This window comes from Priestia sp. AB (genome assembly GCF_028369225.1).
Classification (GTDB): Bacteria; Bacillota; Bacilli; order Bacillales; family Bacillaceae_H; genus Priestia; species Priestia megaterium.
Genome location: NZ_JAQMYN010000002.1, coordinates 442,060 through 464,111, shown reverse-complemented (window position 1 = coordinate 464,111; position 22,052 = coordinate 442,060). Strand labels below are relative to the sequence as shown.

The window sequence follows — 22,052 nt, the reverse complement described above, 5'->3', positions numbered from 1 at the left end:
TCCTTATTCTATCAGTGTTTCCCAAGGAACTCATAAAAAAAGCTCAAACCGGCGGTCAATTCAAAGAGATTAAGACATAACTACATCAATTTTTTCCGCTGGAGTCTTCGCCTTGCCCTTCAAACAGCTAGAAACAGCTACATGAAATCCAGTTCACGATCACAATGAAAAAAATTCGAACGCAGTTGATTCTCAATTAAGAATCTGGATTTACCGTTCGGATCTTTCTTCAGCTAAAATCCATTTGTCGCAGCTTTTTTTCAGGTTTGTTCACTGTAAAAAACAGCCGCGGTCTAAAAGACCGCGGCCATATTTTACAATACGTTAAAATATTTCGCTTCAGGATGTGCAAAAACAAGGGCTGTAACAGAAGCTTCTGGTTCCATCATGAAACCGTCTGTTAACTGAATGCCGATGTCTTCAGGTTTAAGTAATTTAAACAGTTTTGCTTGGTCTTCAAGGTCTGGACATGCAGGATATCCGAATGAAAAACGCTGACCTTGGTATTTGGCTGAAAAACGCTCCGCCATTGTAAAGTCAGGCGAATCAGGGAATCCCCAGCGGTCACGAATTTGCTGATGAACACGTTCTGCTAATCCTTCAGCTAGTTCAAGCGCAAGAGCTTGGAACACGTGACTCTTTAAAAACTCGCCGTTTTCTTTGAATTTCGCCGCGCGTTCGCGAATGCCTGTTCCTGCTGTTACAGAGAAGAAACATACATAGTCCATCTCTTTTTCTTTAGGCTTTGCAAAATCAGATAAGCACAGGAACTGTCCTTTTGTTTGCCGAGGGAAGGTAAAGCGTTCAATTTCTGTTTTTTCATCAGCAGGATCATAAATAATTAAATCATTTCCGTCTGCTTGAGCAGGGAAGAACTGATAAATAACCGCTGGCTTAATTAAGTTTTCTTTTAGTGCCAGTTCGAGCAGGTCATCAACGGTTTCTTTTAATTGAACAGCGCGCTCGTCTTTTTCAGCAAGCAGTTTATTCACTTTTCCTTTTAGTCCTAAGTGATGGCCTAAAAGCATCTGCCAGTTAATATACGGAAGAACCTGTGCCAAATCGTAGTGTTTGACAACGTGCCGCTTTAAATCAGCCGGTACAAAAACAGGAGCGTCCGTTGAAATGGCGGATCTTTCTAAAACAGCGGTAGCTGCTTGAGCGGTTTGAGGCTGGCGTTCTCGAACCGTTACTTTCTTTTCTTGCCGCGTTTTTAAATCTGCTAAAAGCTGAATAACTTCTTCTTTGTTCTGCAGCTTATTTGCTAACGCTAATCCGTCCATCGCATCTTTGGCGTAGAGGACCGCACCTTCATATTCCGGGGCAATTTTAAAGTCAGTAAATTTACGGGAAAGGGCAGCGCCTCCTACCATAATTGGAACATCAATGCTTGATTGTGTTAAATCCTGGGCAGTCAAAACCATTTGCTGAGCTGACTTTACTAGAAGACCTGACAGGCCAATGATGTCTGGCCTTTCTTCTTTTACTGCTTCAATCAGCTGCTGGGGCGTTACTTTAATTCCTAAATCAATTACTTTAAAACCATTGTTGCTTAAAATGATGTCTACTAAGTTTTTACCGATATCGTGCACGTCGCCTTTAACCGTTGCAAGAATAACTTTGCCTTTTCCAGAATCATTTTCAGTTGCTTCCATGTGAGGTTCTAAAAAGGCAACGGATGCTTTCATAACTTCCGCACTTTGAAGCACTTCTGCTACAATCAGCTGGTTGTCATTAAACAAACGTCCAACTTCCGCCATCCCCTTCATAAGCGGTCCGTTAATAATATCTAACGGATCATCATATTGAGCTAAAGCCTGTTCTAAATCAGGAAGCAATCCTTCTTTTGTACCTTCGACAATATACATTGCCAATCGTTCTTCGAGTGTTAACGTAGAAATTTCTACTTTTGCTTCTTTCTTTTTATCACGATAAAAGTCGGTAAACGTGCTTAACGTTTCATCAGTTGTGTTAAATAATAACGCATTAGCAAGCTCAATTTCAGCTTCTGGAATAGAAGCATAGCGCTCTAACTTTTCGGTATTAACAATGGCATAATCGAGTCCAGCCTGCGTACAGTGATAAAGGTAAACCGCATTTAGTACTTCACGTCCGACTGGAGGAAGACCGAATGACACGTTACTTACGCCAAGAATGGTCAGGCAATCAGGCAGGGCTTCTTTAATCATTTTAATTCCCTTAACTGTTTCTTCAGCAGAACCAATATATTGTTCATCACCAGTCCCTACAGGAAACACAAGAGGGTCAAAAATAATATCTTTTGAATTAAAGCCATGTTTTTCAACAAGCAGATCATGTGAGCGTTTAGCAATCTCTACTTTTCGTTCTGCAGTAACGGCCATGCCTGTTTCATCGATTGTACCGACAACCAGAGCTGCACCGAATTTTTTTACTAGCGGTAAGATTGCATCAAAACGCTCTTCACCATCTTCTAAGTTAATGGAGTTAATAATGACCTTACCTTGTGAGTACGTTAAAGCTTTTTCAATAACTTTCTCGTCGGTTGAATCGATTACAAGAGGAACCTTCACTTTTTTTACAACTTCTTGAATAAATTCCTCCATGTCTTCCATTTCTTCACGGTCCGGATCCGCTAAGCAAATATCAATAACGTGAGCACCATTTTTAACTTGAGCACGCGCAATTTCAGATGCTTCTTCAATTTTCCCTTCCGCAATCAGACGCTTGAACTTGCGAGAACCGATTACATTCGTACGTTCTCCCACAAAAAGAGGGCGCATAGAATCGTCATATACAAGTGGTTCAATACCGGTTACAGCATGGTTATGCTCGGAGCGATCAAGCGAACGGGGCGCAACCTCTTTTACCGCTTCAGCCAGTGCTTTAATATGAGCAGGCGTTGTACCGCAGCATCCGCCTACAAAGTTCAGCCAGCCTTTATCAGCAAACCCTTTAATTTTTTGAGCAAGCAGCTCAGGGGATTCATGATAATTGCCTTCTTCATCCGGAAGTCCAGCGTTTGGATAACAGCTAACTGCTGAAGTGGCTAGGTCTGAAAGAGAGCGAATATGATCCGTCATAAATTCAGGGCCTGTCGCGCAGTTAAGTCCGACTGAAAGAGGCTTCATGTGTTCCAGTGATAAGTAAAAAGATTCGATATCTTGCCCAGCGAGAGTTGTTCCCATCGGCTCAATTGTTCCTGAAATCATAATAGGAACTTCGATTTTTAGTTTTTCAAACGCCGCTGTAATGCCTAGAAATGCGGCTTTTACGTTCAGCATGTCTTGACAGGTTTCGACTAAAAGCAAGTCAACGCCGCCGTCTAACAAACCTCGAGCTTGCTCTTCGTACGATTCTACTAACTCAGGGAATGTAATACCTCCGGTAACAGAGAGAGTTTTAGTGGTAGGACCGATAGCTCCAGCTACGAACCTAGGCCATTCGGGAGTTGAATATTTATCGCGGGCTGCACAAGCAAGCTTCACAGCTTCGATATTCAATTCATACGCCAAGTGACCTAAATCGTATTCATCAAGTACGGTAGATGTTGAGCCAAACGTATTGGTTTCAATGATGTCAGCACCTGCTGCAAAGTACTCTTCATGAATGCGCTGAATCACATGAGGCGCTGTTCGAGTCAAATATTCGTTGCAGCCTTCATATTCTTCGCCGCCAAAATCTTCAGCGGTTAAATCAGCATCTTGAATCATCGTTCCCATTGCTCCATCGATGACGAGTATTCGCTTCTTTAGTTGTTGTTCGATAAGTGAGCTCATTTATATCTTCCTTTCTGATGTAACAAGTTGCTTGTCATGAATATAGCGTGTTAGAATTTCGGTCATTTCATAGCGCATAAACGGCGTAATTAAGTAAATACCGTCAAATAACTCATATGCTGTATCAATTAAGTTTTTTGCAATCGCAAGACCTTCGACTTCACCGCGGATTCGGTCATTTCCCGTTGCATCCATGCGTTCTAGAATATCTTCTGATAATTTAATTCCAGGTACTTCATGGTGAATAAATCGAGCATTTCTTGCGCTTGTTAACGGCATGATACCGATATATACCGGTGTTGTTAAATGTTTGGTTGCTTCATATACCTCTTCAATTTGCTTAGTTGAATAGAGAGGCTGAGTAATGAAATAGTGAGCCCCGCAGTCGATTTTCTTTTCCAAACGCTGAACGGCTCGGTCTAAGTGACGCACGTTTGGGTTAAAGGCAGCTGCAATGGAAAAATTGGTTTTTTGACCAAGTGGTTTGCCGGAATAAGATAGTCCTTCATTAAACTGAGCGATTAAACTAATCAAGTCAAATGAAGATAAATCGTAGACCGAAGTGGCGCCAGGGAAATCGCCAACTTTTGACGGATCACCGGTAATTGCAAGTACTTGATTCATTCCTAGCGTATGAAGTCCCATTAAATGAGATTGAAGTCCAATTAAATTTCGGTCGCGACAGGTAATATGAATAAGCGGTCGTGCTTTTGTTTCTTGCTGCATCAGTGTTGCCATTGCCAAGTTGCTGATGCGAGGTGAGGCAAGAGAATTATCAGCTAATGTAATAGCATCTACGCCGACTTTATCAAGTGCTTTTGCGCCTTCTAAAAATTTCGTGGGACCAAGCTGTTTAGGCGGATCTAGCTCGACGATAACCGAGCGGCGCTTCTTCACAATTTCATGCATATGAGGTTTATCCTGCTTCTCACGCTCTTGAACCCTAACGGCAGGTCTCATTTTAACGACTTTGCTTGTAATCGGAGGCAGGTCTTTTAAGGCAGATGACATTGCGCGTACGTGAGCTGGTGTTGTACCGCAGCATCCTCCAATTAAGCGAACCCCTTGTTCGCGGAATAAACGCGCGCTTTCTACAAAGTAGTCTTCATTTGTTTCATATTCCAGCTTTCCTTCCACATACGCCGGAAGGCTGGCATTAGGATAAGCAGATAAGAAAGCACGATCAGGAAGCGGTACTTCTTCAAGAGACTGAATCATATGATAAGGACCTAAACGGCAGTTTAGCCCGACAACATCTGCTCCCAGCGCCTCTAATTCTTTTAATGCATCTGCTAAAGGACGGCCATCTTGCAGTACGCCAATATCATGCAGGGAAACGTGGGTAATAATAGGCTTATCCGTTTCTTTTCTTGCCAGTGTAAGAACGGTTTTTAATTCTTCGAAGTCATAGTATGTTTCAAACAAAAGGCCATCCACGCCTTCATTTAAAAGCCAAAACATTTGTTCACGAATGCTTCGTTTAACCTCTTCTAAACTAATAGCGTTTTTTTGGAAAGAACGAATTCCGCCGAGTGTACCAACCACGTAAGCCTGATCTTTTGCAGCTTGTTTCGCTAATTTTACACCAGCAACATTGATGTCTTTGACTGAATCTTCTAATCCATAACGGGCAAGTTTTTGATAATTAGCAGCGTACGTATTTGTTTGAATAACGTTTGCACCAGCTTCTACATAGGCTCTGTGAATACGAGAAACCTCTTCTGATTTGGTGATGTTTAGTTCTTCAAAACAGCTGTCGATACCGTGTGAGTAAAGGAGGGTACCAGTGGCACCATCCCCAATTAAAATTTTAGACTTTAAATCTTCAAGTAACCCCATGTCAAAACCTCCTTAAATTGTTCCGCTTCTATTTTACGAGTGATTCGTTTTATGCAATATGCCGATAAAATAGAAAAAGTCTTCTTAAGAAGAAGACTTTTTTCGCCTTCTTATCTTCCAAGCAATAAATTGCTTGCTGGATTTAGCACCATGTCTCTAACGACTGGTTGCTGAGGTTTCAAAGGGCCAGTCCCTCCACCTCTCATGATAAGAATCAATTGTATATAATTGAAACATATTTTTTTAAATAGAAAGAATACTTATTTAATAATTTATCTGATTTTTAGAAATTATACAACAGTAAATTGTGAATTTCCAGCAAATATTGAGGAAAATTTAAAAGCTAAAGGGAAAATATCCGTATATTTTGTTTGGAAATGACTGTTATGTTAGGGGTTAAGGAGTTTTTTGTGAGAAATACAAAAAGAAAATGAAAAAAATAAACGAAAAGGCACAAGCGCTGGGGGATGCGTAGATTTCCACGTAAAAAGGCTCGTCTTTTTTTTATCGTTTCTACATATAGTGAACTATGAAGGGTAGAAGGGTGATGGGCATGAAAAGGTGGAAACTCACGCTGCAGGTTGCTGCTACGTATGTAGGCACCGTTGTAGGAGCCGGTTTTGCAACAGGCAAGGAAATCGTTCAATTTTTTACACAGTACGGGGAACTTGGAATGGTCGGAATTTTGGTCAGCGGCTTGTTTTTTATTTGGCTAGGTTCAAAAATGATGCTGCTTTCGCACGCAATTGGGGCTTCTTCTTATCAGCAGCTTAATACATATTTATTTGGTGATGTGCTTGGAAAAGCGGTAAACGGTGTAATGATTGTCATTTTATTTGGAGTAACTTCAGTCATGCTAGCGAGTACGGGGGCAATAGGAAAAGAACAGTTCGGGCTGTGGCCTCCTGTTGGGATGATTTTTACAATTGTTTTAACTTATATATTTATCGCAAAAGGAATTAACGGTATTTTAATGGTTAATTCTCTTGTTGTGCCGATGATGCTTTCATTTGCTTTTATCATCTTTATGCCGAATATCAGCTATTTCTCACTGATTCAAACGAAGCCGGATTTAACGCTCGTCACGCAGTGGAAGTGGGCGGTTAGTCCCTTTTTATATATTTCCCTGAATCTAGCTTTGGCTCAGGCCGTTTTGGTTCCATTAGGAAGCTCGGTGAAAGATAGGAGCGTGATTAAAAAAGGGGCCGTAATAGGAGGATGTGTACTTACGTTTATGCTTGTTTCTACTCATCTTGCCCTTTCCAATTTGCCTTATTCATTTCAACTTGATATTCCGATGAGTGCCGTTGTTAAAAATATCTCAGCGTGGGTGAATGTTTTATTTACGGTAGTTGTGTTGGGCGAGATTTTTACTACATTGATTGGAAATGTATTTGGCATCGCTAAGCAGCTTCAGTCATTTCTTCCCCTCAATGACAAACAAGCTTTTGCGTTTATTATCTTGGCTTGCTTTATTATTGGGCAATTCGGATATGCCCAGCTTCTTGAATTTTTGTATCCCATATTTGGCTATATTGGACTAGCTTTTGTATGGATGCTATGTATTAAAAAAGAAAAAATAAGCTAAAAGCTGGATTTTAAAGAATAGATGTGAAAAAACGAAGTTAAATGATGTGACAAGTCGATTTTACTTTGCTATAATGTAAAACAAATAAGACTATAGCAGTCGAATATATTATCCTTCGGGGTCGGGTGTAAGTCCCAACCGGCGGTGATAAAGCTTATGCTTTTAAGCCCGTGACCCGTTTTCATACGATGTATGTTAGCGGTGGATCTAGTTAAAGTCTAGAGCCGACAGTAAAAGTCTGGATGGGAGAAGGATCAGGAAGCACAGTTGTTTTTTTGTGTTGAATTAATAAGGGGCACGCTTGCCTTTTTTAAAGCTACCCTTGTTTTTGTACACAAAATATAACTGTTTATTTCGTATACAATTAGCGGAATTTTGCATAGATAAAACTGATTCAGCTCAGCCGACCCCTTGGACATTTGTTCAAGGGGCTTTTTTATTTTCAGTGGTTGGGGGAAAGATAAATATGAAAAAAAAGCAGCTGCTATTTCAAAATGGTATAAGAAGTTGGAATAGCGCCAAAGCAGGTGAAGAAAATGTTCACAGGTATCATTGAAGAAATTGGAAAAATAAAACGTATTCAAAAGGCCACAGAAGCAATTGTTCTTACGATTGATGCGAAGACCGTGTTAGAAGATGTGAACTTAGGGGACAGTATTTCAGTTAACGGCGTTTGTTTAACCGTAACGGCTTACTCTCAAAATGAATTTACGGTCGATGTCATGCCGGAGACGATTAAAGCAAGTACCCTTCAGCTTCTAACCGTTGGATCACGTGTTAACTTAGAGCGGGCGATGGCTGCAAATGGCCGGTTTGGAGGGCATTTCGTTAGCGGACACGTTGATGGAATTGGAACCATTGTAAGCAAAACACGTAAAGGAAATGCCTTTTATTATGAAATTCAAGTCGATCCTGAACTTCGTGAATTTATGATGTTAAAAGGATCTGTTTCCGTAGACGGAACAAGTCTTACTATTTTTGATGTCAGCAACCAATCATTTACTATTTCTCTTATTCCTCACACGGTGCTTCACACAGTCGTTGGAGACAAACAGCGAGGAGACAAGGTGAATATTGAATGCGATATGTTAGCTAAATATATGCATCAGATGATGACAAATAAGTCAACTCCTGGCGCCTCGAATCGTTCAGGTAACATGAAGGATTTATTGCAGCAGCATGGTTTTACAAATTAACAGTGAGGTGAAAGAGATGTTTCATAAAGTAGAAGAAGCCATTGAAGAGTTAAAAAAGGGAAAAGTGGTTATTGTATGCGATGATGAAGATCGAGAAAACGAAGGAGATTTTATTGCATTAGCCGAAAAAACGACGCCTGAGGTTATTAACTTTATGGCTACTCATGGAAGAGGATTAATTTGTACACCTGTTAATGAAGAAATTGCGCATAAATTGAATCTTCACCCGATGGTAGCGAACAATACGGATGTACATGGCACAGCATTTACAGTAAGTATTGATCATATTTCAAGTACAACAGGTATCAGTGCATACGAACGCTCTGCTACCGTTATGGCTCTTGTAAATGAAGCGACGGTAGCAAGTGATTTTCAACGCCCAGGACATATTTTCCCATTGATTGCAAAAGACGGGGGCGTTCTGCAGCGTGCAGGTCATACAGAGGCTGCTGTTGATTTAGCAGTATTAGCAGGAGGAAAGCCTGCGGGTGTTATTTGTGAAATTATGAATGAAGATGGAACAATGGCACGTGTACCGGATTTAACAAAAATTGCAGAGCAATTTGATTTAAAAATGATTACAATAAAAGATTTGATTGCCTACCGCCGCAAACATGATCAGCTTATTAGCCGTGAAGTAGAAGTGAGCTTACCTACGGCATTTGGTGAGTTTAAAGCTGTAGGATATACAAATAAACTTGATAATAAAGAACATGTGGCTCTTATCAAAGGTGATATTGATCATAATAGCCCCGTTCTCGTTCGCGTTCACTCTGAGTGTTTGACTGGAGATGTGTTTGGTTCTGAACGCTGCGACTGCGGTCCTCAGCTTCACGCAGCTCTTACGCAAATTGAAGAAGAAGGACGCGGCATTCTGCTGTATATGCGTCAAGAGGGCAGAGGTATTGGCTTACTAAATAAGCTAAGAGCATATAAGCTGCAGGAAGAAGGATACGATACCGTAGAAGCGAATGAAAAACTCGGGTTTGCTGCAGATTTACGAGAGTATGGAATCGGTGCTCAAATCTTAAAAGACCTTGGAGTCAAACAAATGAAGCTTTTAACGAATAACCCTCGTAAAATTACTGGGCTAAAAGGCTACGACCTTGAAGTGATCGAGCGAGTGCCTCTTCAAATGCCGGCAGTGGATGCCAATAAAAAATACTTAGATACAAAAGCTAAAAAATTAGGTCATTTATTACATTTATAATTTTACACTTTTTTTCGTTATAACAAATGAAGCTAATTCATGAAAAGAAATGTAAATAACTATATATTAATACTAGCAGGAGGAACAAAAGATGAATCATTTATATGAAGGAAATTTAGTAGGCACAGGATTAAAAATCGGAATCGTGGTAGGGCGTTTTAATGAATTTATTACAGGCCGTTTACTTAGTGGAGCAGAAGATGCACTCAAACGTCACGGCGTAGCTGATGAAGACGTAGACGTGGCTTGGGTGCCGGGCGCTTATGAAATCCCATTAATCGCCAAAAAATTAGCTGAATCTAAAAAATATGATGCAGTGATCACGCTAGGAACCGTTATTCGAGGAGCTACTCCACACTTTGATTTTGTATGTAATGAAGTAGCAAAAGGCGTTGCATCTCAAAGCTTACAAACAGGCGTGCCAATTATCTTTGGTGTATTAACAACTGAAACAATTGAGCAAGCAATTGAACGTGCAGGAACAAAAGCAGGAAATAAAGGATGGGAAGCTGCAGCATCAGCTATCGAAATGGCTAACCTTTCAAAAATGATTGAAGGATAATAGATACCATTCCAGTTTTTATAAGCTGAAGAGTTAAAAGAGGCTGAAACAAAAGTATGTTAGTTGAAGGAAGATCCGAACGATGAATCGTTCGGATTTTTTTATTGGTAGGGTGAACGCAGGTTTCAGGTATGTAGTGGCTTCTACCTGTAGATTAAAAGGTCAGGCGAAGACTCCTGCGGGAAAAGCGGGAGAAGTGTGACCCCCCAGAAGCGTAAGCGACGAGGAGGCTCAGCGGCCGCCCGCGGAAAGCGAAGTCTTGCACAGAAATCAACTGCAGTGTAGAAAGCGATCTATACTGTCTCATGTATCCCGTTTGTTCGCCTTTAGATTGGATTGGTGTAGTTATATCTCAAGCTTTTTTGAATAGAAGCTAGCTATGTATAATTTAGCTAAAACGTCTTACTCTAAGTAATAATTAGGTCGTAAAAGGGAGACGTCTATGCCTCATTATACTGCTTTTTTTGCATTGATTATTATCAGCACAGCCGTTTTGCTTACAGTATTCATACGTAAAAAAGATAAAAAGCTAGTCGTTTTGCTCTTTTTTATCATTGGAATGGCTTATGTACTAGAGTATGTTGTATTTGTATTGTTTGAAAGTTACGATTACGATCCTGATTTTATGACCAATGAATATTTTGATAATTTGTTCGGGTCCTTAACTTCTCAAGCGTTTGCTTTTCCAATCATGGCTATGCTGGTAGCTGCTTATCAATTGAAATTTCGCTATATTTTAATCATTTCAGCTATGTTTATGGGGATTGAAGAATTATTTTTACACTGGGATATTTATACACATCACTGGTGGAAAACAGTTTATACAGGCGCTTTAATGACTATAGGCTTTAGTATTTCAAAGATTTGGTATGTATGGCTAACAGAACGGTATATGACATTTGTGCATTACGCTACATTTTTTCTCGGAATGCTCGCCATTACTTCTACTATTATGTTTATGCTGTTAGCATATTTTCATAATAATTGGTTTTATACGGGATGGTTTGCGTCGGCTACTCATGATTCCGTAAATGCCACGATAATTTACGTTTGTATTGTTACGATTCTCCTCGTTTGGAGTGTAGCCAAAGAATTTTTTATTGGGGCTGGGATGATTATAGCGGGGCTGCGTATAGTAGATATTTTACTGATTCACTATGGGGTGTTGCTGGTATCTGTTACCACTTCACTTGTTCTTTTTACGCTTTTACAAGCGGGCGTATTCATTCTGAGCGTTATGCTTCAAAACTTTATTATGAAAAATTGTTATGGGACGAGCAAAAAAGACGTTGCGTTTCCAGTGAAGAACTACTAAGATAATACGTAACTCAAATAGTTTAGTTCAAAAATATTTGAAACAAAGAAAAATGAATTGACGGTTATGCTTATTATTTGTAAGATAGGAAAGCAAATAATAGAAAGCCGAAACAGGGGAGTGAAGGATTCGTGAAAGAGTCCTTTTTTGTAGAAAAGGTACTTAATAATAATGTATTAATTGCTAAACACCTTACCTATGATGAAGTTGTGCTAATTGGGAAAGGAATAGGGTTCAATAAGAAAAAAGGCGATGAAATCGATGCAAAAGCCGTGGAGAAAATGTTTTTGTTAAAGAGTGAAGAAGAGCAAGAACAGTACAAGCAGCTTTTAGCGCAAGTGGATGAAGACGTGATTGAAATGATGAATGATATTGTAACGCACATTCAAAAGCGTGTTAACATTCCTTTGAATGAGCATATACACATTTCATTGACGGACCATATCGCGTTTGCGATAAAACGTTTTCAGCAGGGAATGGGGCTTAAAAATCCATTTTTACTTGAAACCAAAGCTTTATATCCAGAGGAATATACGATCGCATCTGAAGTGGTAGAAATTATTAGTCGCAAAATAGGCGTGCAGCTTCCAGTAGGAGAGATTGGTTTTATTGCGCTTCATATCCACAGTGCGCTGACTGAAAAAAACCTGCTGGAAGTGAATCAAGACTCGCAGCTTATTCAAACGATTATTAATGTGATTGAAGAATCGCTTCATCTGCAGGTAGACAAAGAATCTGTGCACTATATGAGATTGATTCGTCATTTGCATTTTGCGATTGATCGAGTAAAAACAGGAGAAAAAATAGAAGAGCCAAAAAAAATTGCTTTGCTATTGAAAGAAGAATATCCCCTGTGTTACAATGTGTCTTGGAAAGTGATAAAAGTAATGCAGCAAGCGTTACATTTACCTGTGTATGAAGCAGAAGCAGTTTACTTAACGATGCATCTGCAGCGACTTATAACAAAAACGGATTTATAAAATCATTTCAATACGTGTTACTGATACGATCAGGCATGAGTGAGAAATGAAGCGATGTGTAGTTGGATGAGTGTATCCATTTATCGTTTCTTTTTCCTCATGCCTTTTTTTGTTATAAGAAAGCGCAATCATTTAAAGCTTAGGCTTCAGGACACCAGGAGATGTAAGGAGTTTTCTAGTTAAAGAAAGCGTTTTATGAAAGCGCGTTAATGATTCACGTATCAAATAAATAGCTTGTTGCACACTAAATATATAAAAGGAGGTAAGCGCCATGTTTAAAAAACTTTTTGGAGTATTACAAAAAGTCGGAAAAGCGCTTATGTTACCGGTTGCGATTTTACCGGCAGCAGGGATTTTACTTGGAGTAGGGACAGCGCTTCAAAACCCTACATTGTTGGATGCAGTACCGGCACTTGGTGCAGACTGGGTTCAATTGGTTTCAAATGTTTTGTCGCAAGCGGGTCAAATTGTATTTGACAACTTATCGCTATTGTTTGCCGTTGGTGTTGCCGTTGGTTTAGCTGGTGGTGACGGTGTAGCAGGTATTGCTGCAATCGTAGGCTACTTAATTATGAACAAAACGATGAGCACAATCTTAGTTGCTACAGGACAACTAGATCCTGACAAAATGGGTGCCAATCCAGCTTACACTAGCATCTTAGGAATTCCTACGTTAGCTACAGGTGTATTCGGGGGTATCATAGTAGGTATTTTAGCTTCATCCATGTATAATCGTTATTTCAATATTGAATTACCATCTTATTTAGGGTTCTTTGCGGGAAAACGATTTGTACCAATCATTACTGGGGTATTTTCAATTGTTTTAGGTGTTATTATGATTTTCATTTGGCCGCCAATTCAAAGCGGATTAAATGCTTTCTCTACTAACATGATTGATGCAAACCCAACTTTATCAGCTTTTGTATTTGGATTGATTGAACGTTCATTAATTCCATTTGGACTTCACCACATATTCTACTCTCCGTTCTGGTTTGAATTTGGTGATTACGTTAATAAAGCAGGTCAACATATTCACGGTGACCAAAAGATTTTCTTTGCTCAATTAGCAGATGGCGTGCCTTTAACAGCAGGAACATTCCAAGTTGGTAAATTCCCGTTCATGATGTTCGGATTGCCAGCAGCAGCTCTTGCAATTTATCACGAAGCTCGCCCTGAAAACAAAAAATATGTAGCTGGTATCATGGGTTCAGCTGCTTTAACATCTTTCTTAACGGGTATTACAGAGCCGCTTGAGTTCTCATTCTTATTCGTAGCACCAGTACTATTTGCAATTCACGCAGTATTTGCTGGTTTATCATTTATGGTTATGCAATTATTAAATGTTAAAATCGGTATGACATTCTCAGGTGGGGTTATCGATTACGTTCTATTTGGAGTTATGCAAAACCGTACAGCATGGTGGCTAGTTATTCCAGTAGGCTTAGTTCTAGCAGTTATTTACTACTTCGGTTTCCGCTTTGCAATCCGTAAATTTAACTTGAAAACACCGGGTCGTGAAGATAAAGAAGAAGGAGAAGAAGATGTAAAAGTAGAAGCAGCAGAGCTTCCAACAAATGTTTTAGCTGCACTTGGCGGTAAAGAAAACATTACACATTTAGATGCTTGTATTACGCGTTTGCGTGTATCAGTAGATGATGTAGGTAATGTTGATAAAAACCGCTTGAAAAAACTTGGAGCAGCTGGTGTTCTTGAAGTTGGTAACAATATTCAAGCTATTTTCGGTCCGAAATCTGACACGTTAAAAGGTCAAATTCAAGACATTATGAATGGCAAAACACCGGTTGTCACAAAAGAAGAGACAAAAACAATTGAAAAACCTGTTGCAACATCTGAAGTAGGAAGCGATAATGGTAATGATATTGTTTCACCGATTGAGGGAGAATTGGTACCTTTATCGGAAGTACCAGATCAGGTATTTTCACAAAAATTAATGGGTGACGGTTTTGCGATTATTCCGAAAACAGGCACAGTAGTTGCACCAGTGGACGGAAAAATAGTAAACTTATTCCCGACGAAACATGCTTTAGGTATTGAATCAACGACTGGACGTGAAATTTTAATTCACGTTGGTATTGATACAGTTAATTTAAAAGGCGAAGGTTTTGAAGCTTTAGTTGCCCAAGGCGATGAAGTGAAAAAAGGACAGCCTCTATTGAAAATTGATTTAGACTTTGTAAAAGAAAATGCGCCATCGACGATTACGCCGATCATTTTCACGAATTTACAAGCTGATGAAAAAATTGATATCTTAAAGCAGGGCCAAGTTTCTCAACAAGAAGCAAATATTATTAACATTTCAAAGTAAAAAGGAGATTGATTTAACATGGCACAAAAAACATTTACAGTAACAGCAGACTCAGGAATTCACGCACGTCCAGCAACAACTTTAGTACAAGCAGCAAGCAAATTTGATTCTGATATCAACTTAGAATTCAACGGTAAAACTGTAAACTTAAAATCAATCATGGGCGTTATGTCTTTAGGTATTCAAAAAGGCGCTACAATCACTATCTCTGCAGAAGGTTCTGACGAAGCAGATGCACTTGCTGCTCTTGAAGATACAATGAGCAAAGAAGGATTAGGCGAATAATGACAAAGGAAATTCAAGGCATTGCCGCTTCTAGCGGCATTGCTATTGCTAAAGCATTTCGTCTAGAAAATCCAGAATTAACCGTTGAAAAAAAATCAGTAACTGAAGTTGAAGCAGAAGTAGCACGTCTAGAAGCTGCGCTAGAAAAGTCAAAATCAGAACTTGAAATTATTAGAGAGCACGCTCGTAAAGAACTTGGAGATGACAAAGCAGAAATCTTTGAAGCTCACTTATTAGTTCTAAGCGATCCTGAACTTATTAATCCAATTAAAGATAAAATTACAAATGAAAATGTAAACGCTGAACATGCACTTGATGAAGTAGCGGCAATGTTTATTAATATGTTTGAGTCAATGGACAATGAATATATGAAAGAACGTGCTGCTGATATTCGTGACGTAACAAAACGTGTATTAGCTCATCTTTTAGGTGTAAACGTTTCAAATCCAAGCTTAATCTCAGAAGAAGTTGTCATTATCGCAGAAGATTTAACGCCGTCTGATACAGCACAGTTAAATCGTAAGTTCGTAAAAGGATTTACAACAGATATTGGCGGACGTACTTCTCACTCAGCAATTATGGCGCGTTCCATGGAGATCCCAGCTGTTGTAGGTACAAAAACAGTTATGGAAGACATTCAAAACGGCGTATTAGTAATTGTTGATGGTTTAGATGGCGAAGTTATCGTTGATCCAAGCGAAGAAACAGTAAAAGCTTACGAGAAAAAAGCCGCTGAGTATGCAGAACAAAAAGCTGAGTGGGCTAAGCTTGTAAATGAAAAAACGGTTTCAGCTGATGATCATCACGTTGAACTTGCAGCTAACATTGGTACACCAGAAGATGTAAAAGGCGTATTAGAAAACGGCGGCGAAGGCGTTGGCCTTTATCGTACAGAATTCTTATATATGGGCCGCGAAGATCTTCCGACGGAAGAAGAGCAGTTTACTTCTTATAAAACAGTTCTTGAACGTATGGAAGGCAAACCAGTGGTTGTTCGTACTCTTGATATTGGTGGAGACAAAGAGCTTCCTTATTTAAATTTACCAAAAGAAATGAACCCATTCTTAGGATTCCGTGCCATTCGCTTATGTCTAGAGATGCAAGACATGTTCCGTACCCAGCTTCGTGCGCTTCTACGTGCAAGCGTATACGGTAATCTGAAAATTATGTTTCCTATGATTGCTACTGTGGATGAGTTCCGTCAAGCAAAAGCTATTCTTTTAGAAGAAAAAGCTAAACTTCAACAAGAAGGCGTACAAGTTTCGGAAGACATCGAAGTAGGGATGATGGTAGAGATTCCTTCCTCAGCGGTAATCGCAGATTTATTTGCTAAAGAAGTAGATTTCTTCTCTATCGGAACAAATGATTTAATTCAATACACGCTTGCTGCTGACCGCATGAATGAGCGCGTGTCTTATTTATATCAACCGTATAACCCAGCGATTCTTCGCTTGGTGAATATGGTAATCAAAGCGGCTCACAAAGAAGGTAAGTGGGTAGGCATGTGTGGAGAGATGGCAGGAGATGAGATTGCAATTCCAATTCTTTTAGGTTTAGGCTTAGATGAATTCTCAATGAGTGCAACATCTATTCTGAAAGCTCGTTCTCAAATCCGTCAATTATCAAAAGCTGATATCGAACCTCATTTAGATACAATTCTATCAATGTCTTCTACGGAAGAAGTTATTGAGTTCGTAAAATCAACTTTTCATATTGGATAATAAAAAGGTGTGATCATATATGATCACACCTTTTTTATCTTTTAAGCGAAAATAGTAGGCAGAAGCATATTCGCAAACAGCATTGTAAGAAGTGCTGCTACGATCATGCCAAGGCTAGAAAAAGTACCTTCAATTTTTCCAAATTCAAAAGCTCTTGCTGTACCTGTCCCATGAGAAGCTACTCCTAAAAGAAGACCTCTTGCTAGAGAAGAGTGCAGTGCGAGGAGCTTAATCAGTTTTGGAGCGACCATACATCCTACTACACCGGTTATAATCACAAACATAATGGTAATATTCGGATCTCCTCCTAGCGTCTGAGATACATTAACAGCAATAGGAATCGTAACCGATCTTGGAATCAAGCTATGAACCAGCGTTGATTGTAAATGAAACACTAATGCTAACAGCATGGAAGATATCATGGCAGCAAACGTGCCGAGCCCTACGCTTAAGCTGATTTCAACACGGTGTTTTTTGAGTAAATCAAAATACTTAAACATAGGAACAGCAAAAGCAACGGTTGCTGGTCCAAGCATAAAGCTAATAGCACTGGCACCTTGCTTATAATGATCATAAGAGCCATTCGTCACTAATAAGATGCCAATTAAAAGAATGGGGGCTAGTAAAATAGGGGAAACTAGCATAGACTTATATTTTTTATAGAGCACTTTTGTACCGACATAAACGAGCAGTGTAAGCGGAAGAGCAATCCATGTGAGTAATGTCATTTTAGCGAACCTTCCTTTCTTCTTGAAATATGTTCTGCAATGATTCCCGTTATAGACATCACAATAATCGTACTGATTGTGATAATAATCACAATCTGGATTCCAAAATGCATCAATACATCTCCATAATTGATGAGTCCAACGACGGCTGGTATGAAAAATAGTAATAGTTCTCCCACTAACAGTGTTCCACCTTGTTCAACCCAGCTTAATTTAATTACTTTAAAGTACAGTAAGAAAAACAGTAAGAAAAATCCGATGATACTACCTGGCACTGGGAGGTCAAACCATTGTGAAATACTTTCTCCTATTAAAAACAGAGCCGTTAGTAATAAAATCTGTAAAATCACCATAATCAGTTTCATGATTAGCCTCCTTTATTTATGTTTTTATTCATTCATTCCTAGTTTGTTGAGACAATAATGGAGTCGTCTATGCTGAAAAGACGACTCCATCATGGGAAAAGAGAAACTATTTGGATTTTGCAAATGGGGATACAACTTCAGTAAATGAATGCTACACACTTATCTTACAAAAACTCGACTATAATATGAAATATATAATAACTATGATAACTATTCTTTTTAGTTATAGTTGAAAGAAATCTCTTTACAAATGCGTTGGTAACCTTTTCAAAAAAGAGTTTGTGAAATACAAGGTCTAATTATTTAATAAAAGAGATGGAGACATGCCTAAATCAATTCAATTTAAAGACGAACCAATGGGATAAATGATTTAGTATGAATGACTTATTACAACGCCATGAAAAAAATCCGAACGAGTTGGATTTTCTATCAAGAATCAAACTCGTTCGGATTTTTAATTAAACTACTTTTGTCTCAGCTTTGTTAAACTGTACTTTTAATATAATCAATAAAAGCCTGTGTAGCATAAGAGATATAGCGATCTTTTTTTACGATTAAAGCAATTTCCCACGGAATAGCATTCTCGAGATTAATTACTTTCACATGCTCCAAATCAAGCTTTTCACATAATGAATAAGGGAAAAGAGCAATGCCGAGATTAGCAGCTACCAGCTCTCCAATGAAGTCCCACTGAGAGCTTTTAAAAGCAATATTAGGTGTAAATCCATTTTTTAAACATTCGTTATAGACCATTTCATGCATGGTGAAGTCTTCATGAAAGGAAATAAGCGTTTCGTCTTTTAACTCTTTTAATGAAATCGTAGAATGCTGAGCCAACGGATGAGATTTATGAACAACAAGCTGCAGTGTTTCTCGGGCTAAAGGAGTCGTAAAAAACATGTTTTCATCAACTGGAAGTAAAACTACGCCCACATCCACTTCTCCTTGTTCCACAAATTTTTGCATTCTTTTAGCGCCATATTCCACTAATTGAATATGAATCTCAGGGTATTGCTCTCGAAATGCTTTAATAATAGTAGGAAAAAACAATGTACCAATAATAGGGGGAATGCCTATTTTGATGGTTCCTCTTTTTAAATGCATTAAATCATAGAGGGAATCCGATAAATCTCGGAGAGAAGATAAAATGCTTTCTGCTTGCTCGTACACAATTATTCCTGCATCGGTAAGCTGAACTTGTTTGCCAGCGCGATCAAACAAAGGTGTGCCGAGCTCTTCTTCTAATGATTTAACCATTTTACTGAGAGAAGGTTGCGAAATATGCAGCGCTTCAGAAGCTCTTGTGAAATTTTTATGTTTAGCCACTTCTGTTAAGTAATGCAAATGGCGAACATCCATTTTGTATACCTCCGTGTTCATACATGCTAATTAATAAGATATACACATTCTACCACATTCACAATCAGCTCTATACCTTTCTTTCCTATCAAATAAAATGATCAGTAGAAGAGGCAGTGAATACAAAAGAAATTGCCAACAATATATATTTACACATTGTTTATTTTAGAAGTATAATATATAAATCAGTAGAACGGTTACATATCGATCACAGAATCAATCAATAAGGTGGTTAGAACGGTTGAGTAAAGCAGATGAAATAAGAGATATCGTTTATATTAATGGCCATGTAAATAAAAAATGCTTTATTACATATGGAATTGAATTTAAAGAGTTTTATCATTCCCTTCCTACGCCGCTTGCAAATATATTATTGTTAAAGCATGGTTTTGAAGACAGTGATTACCATTACCAAACCCATATGGACTACGTAGAAGAAGAACAAATTCATCTTTTAGCAGAAGATGATGTTTATAATTATGGTGATTTTTGTTGGATTGATTTTGAGGATGTATCTTCGTTAGATTTGTTAGAACCTCAAGATATTGCAGCGCTGCTGTATTTAGGTCATTTAAAAAAACCGCTCAATTCGCCATTTAATAATAAACTCGGTAATCAATTTGTTTATTTAGCTCATGATGATGGATTTTATAACAAAATCTATTTTCGAGACGTATATGATATGAAGCATATTTTAAGCCGAATCATTCCGTTGAAAATGTCAGAAATTAAGCAAAAAAGATTTGTATTTAGAAGGAAGAAGTTAGAATATCCAATATTGCCGCTCGTGTTAGCAAATACACTTCTTACTTTAACGAATGACGGCTTGTTTATTGATTTTGAACACATGGTGCAATCGCGTAGAGATATTAAAATTCCTTTGTATACAATCGGTGACTTTGACGACATGAATGAAATGTACAATGATCGGTTTGAGCACAAAGAGATGAGTAAATTGCAGGCGCATCTTGTTCTCACTCATAAAGAGCTAGAGTGGAGCATTGAAGAAGTTCAATAATCTAAAAAGAGATTGAGACATAACTAAATGAATTCAACCTAAAGACGAACACATGAGATAGATGAGCTGGACTGCTAGAAGGAACGAAACAGATAAAACTATATTCACCATCACAAAAAAACGAACCACTAATCAAACGTGTTGATTAATGGTTCGTTTTTCACTTGGGCTAAACTATTTTTGTCCCAGCCTCTTTTTGAATAGCCGTATAAAATGGATTTTTCCATTCCATTAGTACAGCGTAGTTGTGTGAATCTTCATCTTCAATATAGTTTGCTGCGAGACCAATAGGCGATCTGCCACAGCGCATTAAAAAGGTCATAACCGGGTCGTAGAGAGTTCCGGCTGATACAAGGTTCATGTATTCAACGGGCGTGTACAAGGAAGACACTGATGCGTATCCAGGGATGCGGCACCCGCCAAGCAGCCTTTCTAACTTGTAATGAATCACAACTTCATATAAAGACTGCAAAAGCAGCTTCCCAAGCCCCATCGATCGATGCGAAGGAGTGACGCATACGTCCACTACATAAAGCGTATTACCAGAAGGGTCGTGCGTATGAATATATCCCCTTCCTGTTACTTCATCCCATGTGTGAGCCTCATTTCCTTCCACTGAAACAATCGCGCTTGTGATAGATCCGCATATTGTCCCGTCTATCTCCACGCATAGCGCTCCATCCGGAAAAAGGGACACATGGTTATTTAACTGATCTTTGCTCCATAATAATTCAGAAGGGAAAGGAGGGGGAAAGCTTTCTTCTTGAATCCGAATCAACTCATCGAAGTCATTTGATGTATAGGATCGTACCGTACATGTTACAGGCTTATTTTGATGAAAGACAAAGCATTGCTTTTTATACACTGCTTTTTTGCCTCCTTTAAGAAATAATTTTCAGATAATTAAGTATACCATATGGAAAAAAGAAATTATTTCATATTTATTGAAGAATTTGACGAGAACGTGATAAAGTTAAAAAGATTCGAACTATTAGACGAGGTGAAAGAAATGGATGTTGAATTAAAAGGAAAAACAGCGCTTGTATTTGCGGCGAGCCAAGGGCTTGGTAAAGCGATTGCTGCCAGGCTCGCAGAAGAAGGCGCAAACGTTATGATTGCAAGTCGTTCAGAAGAGAAACTAATCCAAGTAGCGGAAGAGATTTCATACCTTGGAAGCGGACAAGTGTTACATAAAACGACAGATGTCACGAAAACTCAAGACATTCAAGATGTTATTCAATATACAGTAGATACGTTTGGAACCATTGATATTTTAATTAATAATACAGGAGGTCCTAAAGCAGGGAACTTCCTTTCGTTAACAGATGATGATTGGAAGCATGCATTTGAGTTAAATCTCCTCAGTTATATTCGTATCATTCGTGAGGTAGTGCCCGTTATGAAAAAGAGCGGAGGACGTATTGTCAATATTGCTTCTTCTTCCATTAAAGAGCCAATTGCTGGACTTATTCTGTCAAATACCTTCCGTACAGGAATCGTGGGGCTTACCAAAACACTTGCTTCAGAACTAGCAGAGGACGGTATCTTAATTAACACGGTTGCGCCAGGAAGAATTGCAACAGACCGAGTGAAAGAGCTAGATACCACTCGTGCTGAAAAAATGGGAGTAGACGTTTCAGAAATTGAAGAAGAGATGAGAAACCAAATTCCTCTTAAACGCTACGGTCAGCCTGAAGAGTTTGCAAAAGCCGTTGCTTTCTTTGTCTCGGGAGCGAATTCATATATGACAGGCCAGTCATTTCTAATCGACGGAGGTATGGTGAAATCCATTTAGTTACATA

The 22,052-nt window shown here is 38.8% G+C and carries 17 protein-coding genes and 2 riboswitches; of the genes, 11 read left to right on the top strand and 6 right to left on the bottom strand.

Going from position 1 to position 22,052, the window contains the following annotated elements:
• Positions 1-314: 314 nt before the first annotated feature.
• Positions 315-3,758 (bottom strand): methionine synthase, encoded by a 3,444-nt coding sequence (metH, locus tag POF52_RS08575; protein ID WP_271991889.1) that lies wholly within the window; start codon positions 3,756-3,758, stop codon positions 315-317.
• Positions 3,759-5,597: a bifunctional homocysteine S-methyltransferase/methylenetetrahydrofolate reductase gene (locus tag POF52_RS08570; protein ID WP_271991887.1), complete on the bottom strand. Its 1,839-nt coding sequence runs from the start codon at positions 5,595-5,597 to the stop codon at positions 3,759-3,761.
• Positions 5,598-5,704: 107 nt separating this feature from the next.
• Positions 5,705-5,811, bottom strand: a riboswitch (SAM riboswitch).
• A gap of 339 nt (positions 5,812-6,150) precedes the next feature.
• Here POF52_RS08570 and POF52_RS08565 point away from each other — a divergent pair.
• From POF52_RS08565 to ptsP, 9 genes are all read left to right on the top strand, one after another.
• Positions 6,151-7,185 carry a YkvI family membrane protein gene (locus POF52_RS08565; RefSeq protein WP_230586580.1) on the top strand — a complete coding sequence of 345 codons (1,035 nt, stop codon included), beginning with the start codon at positions 6,151-6,153 and terminating at the stop codon, positions 7,183-7,185.
• Between the two features lie 107 nt (positions 7,186-7,292).
• A riboswitch (FMN riboswitch) is annotated at positions 7,293-7,443 on the top strand.
• A gap of 278 nt (positions 7,444-7,721) precedes the next feature.
• On the top strand, positions 7,722-8,381 hold the full coding sequence (gene ribE, locus POF52_RS08560) for a riboflavin synthase (RefSeq protein ID WP_013056005.1): 660 nt from the start codon (positions 7,722-7,724) through the stop codon (positions 8,379-8,381).
• A 16-nt stretch (positions 8,382-8,397) separates the two neighbouring features.
• Positions 8,398-9,591, top strand: a complete 1,194-nt coding sequence (locus tag POF52_RS08555) for a bifunctional 3,4-dihydroxy-2-butanone-4-phosphate synthase/GTP cyclohydrolase II (protein ID WP_013082259.1) — start codon at positions 8,398-8,400, stop codon at positions 9,589-9,591.
• Positions 9,592-9,682: 91 nt separating this feature from the next.
• A complete protein-coding gene (gene ribH, locus POF52_RS08550) occupies positions 9,683-10,153 on the top strand; it encodes a 6,7-dimethyl-8-ribityllumazine synthase (RefSeq protein ID WP_013056007.1) in 471 nt (156 codons plus the stop codon).
• Positions 10,154-10,595: 442 nt separating this feature from the next.
• Entirely contained in the window at positions 10,596-11,468 is an 873-nt protein-coding gene (locus POF52_RS08545) for a hypothetical protein (protein WP_271991881.1), read from the top strand.
• 131 nt (positions 11,469-11,599) lie between these two features.
• A complete protein-coding gene (gene glcT / locus POF52_RS08540) occupies positions 11,600-12,448 on the top strand; it encodes a glucose PTS transporter transcription antiterminator GlcT (protein WP_013056009.1) in 849 nt (282 codons plus the stop codon).
• A 271-nt stretch (positions 12,449-12,719) separates the two neighbouring features.
• On the top strand, positions 12,720-14,774 hold the full coding sequence (gene ptsG, locus POF52_RS08535) for a glucose-specific PTS transporter subunit IIBC (protein ID WP_013056010.1): 2,055 nt from the start codon (positions 12,720-12,722) through the stop codon (positions 14,772-14,774).
• Between the two features lie 18 nt (positions 14,775-14,792).
• Positions 14,793-15,059 carry a phosphocarrier protein HPr gene (locus POF52_RS08530; protein ID WP_013056011.1) on the top strand — a complete coding sequence of 89 codons (267 nt, stop codon included), beginning with the start codon at positions 14,793-14,795 and terminating at the stop codon, positions 15,057-15,059.
• Positions 15,059-16,780, top strand: a complete 1,722-nt coding sequence (gene ptsP / locus POF52_RS08525; protein ID WP_013082261.1) for a phosphoenolpyruvate--protein phosphotransferase — start codon at positions 15,059-15,061, stop codon at positions 16,778-16,780. Before POF52_RS08530 ends, ptsP begins: the two co-directional genes overlap by 1 nt.
• Positions 16,781-16,821: 41 nt before the next feature.
• Here the strand turns inward: ptsP and POF52_RS08520 are convergent, their stop codons facing one another.
• The 3 genes from POF52_RS08520 to POF52_RS08510 form a co-directional block, all read right to left on the bottom strand.
• On the bottom strand, positions 16,822-17,508 hold the full coding sequence (locus POF52_RS08520) for an LrgB family protein (protein WP_013056013.1): 687 nt from the start codon (positions 17,506-17,508) through the stop codon (positions 16,822-16,824).
• On the bottom strand, positions 17,505-17,873 hold the full coding sequence (locus tag POF52_RS08515) for a CidA/LrgA family holin-like protein (protein WP_013082263.1): 369 nt from the start codon (positions 17,871-17,873) through the stop codon (positions 17,505-17,507). Before POF52_RS08515 ends, POF52_RS08520 begins: the two co-directional genes overlap by 4 nt.
• Positions 17,874-18,356: 483 nt before the next feature.
• Positions 18,357-19,232 carry a LysR family transcriptional regulator gene (locus POF52_RS08510; protein WP_013056015.1) on the bottom strand — a complete coding sequence of 292 codons (876 nt, stop codon included), beginning with the start codon at positions 19,230-19,232 and terminating at the stop codon, positions 18,357-18,359.
• 241 nt (positions 19,233-19,473) lie between these two features.
• On the opposite strand from POF52_RS08510, the gene POF52_RS08505 reads away from it, so the two are divergent.
• Entirely contained in the window at positions 19,474-20,250 is a 777-nt protein-coding gene (locus POF52_RS08505; protein ID WP_013056016.1) for a hypothetical protein, read from the top strand.
• A 169-nt stretch (positions 20,251-20,419) separates the two neighbouring features.
• Here the strand turns inward: POF52_RS08505 and POF52_RS08500 are convergent, their stop codons facing one another.
• Positions 20,420-21,115: a GNAT family N-acetyltransferase gene (locus POF52_RS08500; protein ID WP_271991873.1), complete on the bottom strand. Its 696-nt coding sequence runs from the start codon at positions 21,113-21,115 to the stop codon at positions 20,420-20,422.
• Positions 21,116-21,259: 144 nt separating this feature from the next.
• On the opposite strand from POF52_RS08500, the gene POF52_RS08495 reads away from it, so the two are divergent.
• A complete protein-coding gene (locus POF52_RS08495; protein WP_271991871.1) occupies positions 21,260-22,045 on the top strand; it encodes an SDR family oxidoreductase in 786 nt (261 codons plus the stop codon).
• Positions 22,046-22,052 lie beyond the last annotated feature (7 nt).